The sequence below is a fragment of the Microcystis sp. LE19-41.2A genome (assembly GCF_027530405.1).
Taxonomy (GTDB): Bacteria; Cyanobacteriota; Cyanobacteriia; order Cyanobacteriales; family Microcystaceae; genus Microcystis; species Microcystis aeruginosa.
Genome location: NZ_JAPZQJ010000044.1, coordinates 1 through 6081, shown reverse-complemented (window position 1 = coordinate 6081; position 6081 = coordinate 1). Strand labels below are relative to the sequence as shown.

Annotated in this window: 5 protein-coding genes; all 5 read right to left on the bottom strand. The window is 43.5% G+C overall.

From position 1 onward, the window contains the following. Nucleotides 1-225: 225 nt before the first annotated feature. Nucleotides 226-924, bottom strand: a complete 699-nt coding sequence (gene urtE / locus O9290_RS02255; protein WP_288031253.1) for an urea ABC transporter ATP-binding subunit UrtE — start codon at nucleotides 922-924, stop codon at nucleotides 226-228. 38 nt (nucleotides 925-962) lie between these two features. Further along, nucleotides 963-1709: an urea ABC transporter ATP-binding protein UrtD gene (gene urtD, locus O9290_RS02250; RefSeq protein WP_002777291.1), complete on the bottom strand. Its 747-nt coding sequence runs from the start codon at nucleotides 1707-1709 to the stop codon at nucleotides 963-965. A 127-nt stretch (nucleotides 1710-1836) separates the two neighbouring features. Next, nucleotides 1837-2991, bottom strand: coding sequence for an urea ABC transporter permease subunit UrtC (urtC, locus tag O9290_RS02245; RefSeq protein WP_288058195.1), 1155 nt, complete (start codon nucleotides 2989-2991; stop codon nucleotides 1837-1839). Between the two features lie 3 nt (nucleotides 2992-2994). Continuing rightward, on the bottom strand, nucleotides 2995-4191 hold the full coding sequence (locus O9290_RS02240) for an ABC transporter permease subunit (RefSeq protein ID WP_288058197.1): 1197 nt from the start codon (nucleotides 4189-4191) through the stop codon (nucleotides 2995-2997). A gap of 94 nt (nucleotides 4192-4285) precedes the next feature. Further along, nucleotides 4286-5602: an urea ABC transporter substrate-binding protein gene (gene urtA / locus O9290_RS02235; protein WP_288058199.1), complete on the bottom strand. Its 1317-nt coding sequence runs from the start codon at nucleotides 5600-5602 to the stop codon at nucleotides 4286-4288. Between the last annotated feature and the right edge of the window lie 479 nt (nucleotides 5603-6081).

Genomic DNA, 6081 nt, shown 5'->3' with positions numbered 1-6081 from the left:
TTATAATTAAATTAAAAATGGATTTTAGCTTCGATCCCCCCTTAATCCCCCCTTGATAAGGGGGGTGCCGATCCCCCCTTAATCCCCCCTTGATAAGGGGGGTGCCGATCCCCCCTTAATCCCCCCTTGATAAGGGGGGTGCCGATCCCCCCTTAATCCCCCCTTGATAAGGGGGGTGTCTGATAATTTTTAACGCCTACCTACTTATCAAGGAAAAAGTTAAGTTTAAACCGCCAAAAATCGCTGAATGACTTCTTGACTTAATTCGCTCGTGAAACCGGAAGCAACAATTCCCCCTTTCTGCATGGCGTAATATCGATCAGCTTGGCGGACAAAATGCAGGTGTTGTTCTACTAATAAAACGGCGATTCCTTTGCTGGCAACAATGCGCCGTACCGCCGCTTCAATTTCGAGAATAATTGACGGTTGAATTCCTTCCGTGGGTTCATCTAAAATTAATAATTTTGGTTCCCCCACTAAGGCGCGAGCGATGGCTAATTGCTGTTGTTGTCCACCGCTTAAATCTCCTCCCATCCGCGATAACATGGTTTTTAAAACGGGAAACAAATCGAAGATTTCTTCGGGAATTGTGGCATTTTTTCTTTTTGTGGGTAAAGCTTCCAAACCGAGAATTAAATTCTCTTTTACCGTTAAACGGGGAATAATATCCCTACCCTGCGGCACATAACCCAGTCCTAATCTGGCTCTTTGATCTGAGGTTTTATTAATCAGGTTTTCTTGCTCATAATTAATTGTTCCCGCTCGCGGTTTTAAGATACCCATCAAGGTTTTTAATAGGGTAGTTTTGCCCACGCCATTACGTCCGATTAAACAGACCATTTCTCCCGCATAAATGTTAAGATCAACATTTCTTAAAATATGACTTTCTCCGTAGTAAACATTGAGATCAGATATGTGTAACATTGTCAACCCTTTTTAATTAATTTTAATCGTTTGATTCTTTATTCTTCCGAGGAACCTAGATAAACTTCAATAACTTTCGGATCATTTTGAATTTGCTCCATATTCCCCTCACAGAGAACAGTTCCTTGGTGTAAAACCGTGACTTTGCGGGCAATTTGACGGACAAATTCCATATCGTGTTCAATGACAATAATTGAATGACTTTCCGCTAGATTTAATAACAAATTACCCACGTTTTCCGTTTCCTCATCGGTTAATCCTGCTACGGGTTCATCTACTAGCAGTAAATCTGGTGACTGGGCCACTAATTGGCCAATTTCTAAGCGTTGTTTTTCGCCGTGGGAAAGTAAAGAAGCGGGTAAATCAGCTTTAGCAGTTAACCCGATAGTTTCCAATAAACCAATAACTTTTCTGCTATCTTCTAGAGGAGGACGACCGAAAAGAGTTGAGAAAACATTTTTATTACGGTTGCTAACTAAATCGAGATTTTCTCGGACAGTTAGATTTAAATATACCCTAGGAGTTTGGAATTTGCGACCAATCCCTAAACGAGCGATCGCAAATTCGGGAATTTTGCGGAGATCTCGACCTTTAAATAATACCCGTCCGATGGTGGGTTGCACTTTCCCCGTAATCACATCTAAAAAAGTGGTTTTTCCCGCACCATTGGGACCGATAATCACCCGTAATTCTCCCGTATCCATACTGAAATTAAGATTATTGAGAGCTTTAAAACCCCCAAAACTAACGGTAAGATTCTCGATTTCTAAGATTTTTCCAGTCATAATTTCTAAGAGGGAATTGGGAAGTATTTTCAGTGAACAGTCAGCAGTAATCAGTGAACTGAAAACTCACATCTGATAACTGATAACTGATAACTGATAACTGATAACTGATAACTGATAGCTAAGGTCACTTATGCTCTAATTCTTCTCTTTCCAGTTGCACTTCCGGAGCTTCCTCAATACTAGGATAGGTAATTAAAGTTTTGCGGAAACCAAAATGAGTCAGCAAACGTTTAATTCCACCGAGAAGACCATCGGGAAGGACTGTCACCACAATTAGGAATAGGGCCCCTTGGAAAAATACCCAGACTTCCGGAAATTGTTCGCTTAAAAAAGTTTGGGCTAGGCGTACTAATAAAGTACCGACAACTGCCCCCACAAGGGTAGCACGTCCCCCCACAGCCACCCAAATCACCATTTCAATGGAAAAAGCCACATCCATAGAGTTAGGGGTGATAATTCCCGTTTGCACGGTGTAAAGAGCGCCGGCAACACCGGCAATCGCCCCAGAAATGGCAAAAACTAACACCTTAAACCAAGTAGGATCATAACCAGAAAAACGGACACGCACCTCATCATCGCGAATGGCGACTAACAAGCGCCCAAATCTGCCCGTAGTTAACCAACGACAGAGCAGATAAATAGCCAGTAAACAGACAATTGTGAGTAAATAAAAGGCCACTTGAACGGCATCGGAACCCACCAGCAAACCGAAAATTGTTTGGGTATCGGTTTTTAAGCCATTAGTGCCGTTAATTAACTTCTGTTGACCGTTAAAAAAGTTAAAAAATACCAGTAAAGCCGCTTGGGTTAAAATCGAAAAATAAACCCCTTTAATGCGGTTGCGGAAGATTAAATAACCCAATAATCCTGCCACGATCGCTGGTACGATAATTAGGGCTAGAATTGTCAAAGGTAGGGAATAAAAAGGTTGCCAAATAAAAGGTAATTCTGTCACCCCGTAGAGAGTAAAAAATTCGGGCATTTGTCCGGGGGGTAACTGAAGATTTAGGTACATGGCCAAAGCGTAACCACCGAGGGCGAAAAAGATACCATGACCGAGACTTAATAAACCCGTATAACCCCAGATTAAATCTATCCCCAAAGCAACAATAGCGAGGGAAAGAAATCGCCCCAATAAACGCAAACGGAAAGCCGACAAAGCTAAGGGCAGTAACACCGCAAAGATGACCACTAAACCAACAATAACAGCGATTTCCGTGATTAACTTTTTCTTTTCCCGTTGTCGGGATTCTTTTCTAGTGATGGTTTCGGTAATCATAATCTATAACTCGGCAGTACGTCCTTTAGGAGGAAAAATTCCCGCAGGTTTGAATTGCAAGAAAGCAATAATTAAAGCAAAAATCATCACTTTTGCCATGCTAGTGGTGGAGAAAAAGGTGAAGAAATCCGTTAGGGGTTTTAGGGCTTCTACGGAACCAAAAATCAGAGCAAAAGTTCCCGAACCAATTAAATAATTAGCCACACCGATGGCCATAGCTGCGATAATAGTTCCCAGGAGATTACCCACTCCCCCCACCACCACTACCATGAAGGTATCAACGATATAATTTTGTCCCACATTTGGACCGACGGAACCCAAAAAACTAATCGCACAACCGGCAACTCCAGCTAATCCCGAACCGAGGGCAAAAGTCAAAGCATCCACTTGATTTGTCGGAATGCCTAAACAGGCACTCATCTGGCGATTTTGGGTGACGGCACGAATGCGTAAACCCCAAGAAGATTTATTTAAAAACCAATAAGTCCCTAACAAACAAAGGGCAGTCAAAATGATAATAAATAGACGGGTGTAGGGCATTTGAAAACCGGGTAAAGGTAAACCTCCCCGTAACCAAGCAGGAGCCGTGACATCGACGTTTCTGGCACTAAACCAGGGTCGAGCGAGAACCGGATTAAAAGATAAAAGATAGCCTAATAATCCAGCGATAGCTAGGGATAAAGGCAGGGTGATACCAATAGCTAAATTGCGAATTCTCTCCCAATCTAAGCGACGACTTAACAGCGTCATCGCCCCAAAAAATAACAGACAGAAAACTATTAAACTAATTACTAATAACCCGTTGACACTTCTGACAAATTGCTGCAGAATTAAGCTGACTCCCCAAGTGGCCAGCAGCGTTTCTAGGGGTCTGCCGTAGAGGAACCTAATCACCCCCCTTTCTAATAATAATCCCGCCAATCCCGACACTAAAAAAGCGATCGGTAGGGCGAATAAAACATAAGTATCAAAGAGAGAAATACGGAAAGCTTGAAAGACATTTAAAATATAAATATCTTCAAAACCTTTAAAGATATTCTGCACCACAAAAGTACTGTAGGCCCCTAACATCATTAACTCACCGTGAGCGAGATTAATCACCCCCATCAGTCCAAAGACAATCGCTAGTCCTAAAGCGGCCAGCAATAGCACAGAACCGATACTAATACCATTAAATAATCCTTCTAATAATGCTGACACTTTTCGTTATTCCCGTGCATTTTTAAGGTTTAAAAAGTGGGGTGAACAGTAATGCCCACCTCACCCTCGTTATTGTTTGGAAAAATTCCTAAAACTAGGATTTTTCCATTTTGAATTTACCGCCCTTAGCCGGATCCGTCCAGTCACAGGCAAAGCCCTTAGTTTCGGGGACAAATTGGTTCCAAGGTTGCGGATCCACTACCCCCGGAGTTGACCAAACAATGTCAAATAGACCATCATCTCTCACCTGACCAACGCGGACGGTTTTGGAGATATGATGATTGGGGAACATTTCTACCGGTCCTTCGGGAGCATCGAATTTTTGTCCCACGGCCGCGGCGCGAACTTTGTCGAGATCATCGGCGGTTCCCGCTTGTTCCACCGCTTGCTTCCAGAGATAGACCATGATGTAGGCCGCTTCCATGGGGTCGTTAGTGACGCGCTCCTGACCGAATTTAGCTCGAAAAGCCTCAACAAATTTCTTGTTAGCGGGGGTATCTACGGTTTGGAAATAGTTCCAACAAGCGTATTGACCGAGGAGATATTCCTTACCAATTTGTTTAACTTCTTCCTCGGCAACACTCACCGACATGACCGGATATTTATCGGGAGTTAAACCGGCCGCTTGCAGTTGTTTAAAGAAAGCCACGTTACTGTCACCGTTGAGGGTGTTGAAAATAACGCCACCATCGGGTAAAGCTTGCTTAATTTTGGTAATAATCGGGGTAACTTCCGTGTTACCTAGGGGTAGATAGTCTTCGCCCACGGTTTCGCCGCCTTTCGCCTTTAACTGCTCTTTAATAATCGTGTTGGCGGTGCGGGGAAAAACGTAGTCGGAACCGACGAGGAAGAATTTTTTCCCTTTATTTTCCAGCAACCAAGTCACTGCCGGCTCGATCTGTTGGTTGGGGGCAGCACCAGTGTAAAAGATATTTCTAGAACACTCTTGACCCTCGTACTGGACGGGATACCAGAGCATATGGTTTTTGGCTTCAAACACGGGTAAAACTGCCTGACGACTGGCGGAAGTCCAACAACCGAAGACAGTCACAACTTTGTCCTGATCGATCAGTTTGGTGGCTTTTTCGGTAAAAGTTGGCCAATCGGAAGCGCCATCTTCCACCACTGCCTCGATCTGTTTACCAAGAACACCACCGGCGGCATTGATTTCCTCGATCGCCAGTTTTTCCGCATCAACTACGCTGGTTTCACTGATGGCCATGGTGCCACTGAGGGAGTGCAGAATACCCACCTTAATCGTCTCTCCAGAGGCTGGGGCGGGACTAGCAGCCGGGCTAGGACTAGCCGTGGGGGTTTGGCTTTGATTGCCACCACAAGCTTTTAACAGAATACTGGTTCCCAAAGCGGCAGAACCGTACAGGAGAAATTTACGTCGTCCTAAATTTGACATGATGATCTTGAACTAACCTCGCTGACAATATTAGCTACTTCACACGGATGTTTTTGCTGAGGAGATTTTCGGGAATCTTTCTACGAATATCTGTGTGATATTACGGCTAGGTTAGCAGATTTTTTGTAATTTTTGCTACTTTTTAGATGTTTTTTGTAATTTTTGCTACTTTTTTCCCAAAAATTAATGATTTTTCTGGAATTTACCTCAGTTTTTTAGCTATCAGGAGTCGGGAGGCAGGAGGCAGGAGTCAGGAGACAGGAGGCAGGAGGCAGGAGGCAGGAGTCGGGAGATAGGAGACAGGAGACAGGAGACAGGAGACAGGAGATTATTTCTATTTAGGGCTTGCTGAATAATGGTAAAACCCTTTTAAAATAAAGCTTTTGACCTGTTAAAGTCCGATGTTCATGCTGCGAAAATAGGATTGGGACTTTCAAAAACCTTGCATTATCCTTCTTGTAGTACATCGCTTGGTACAA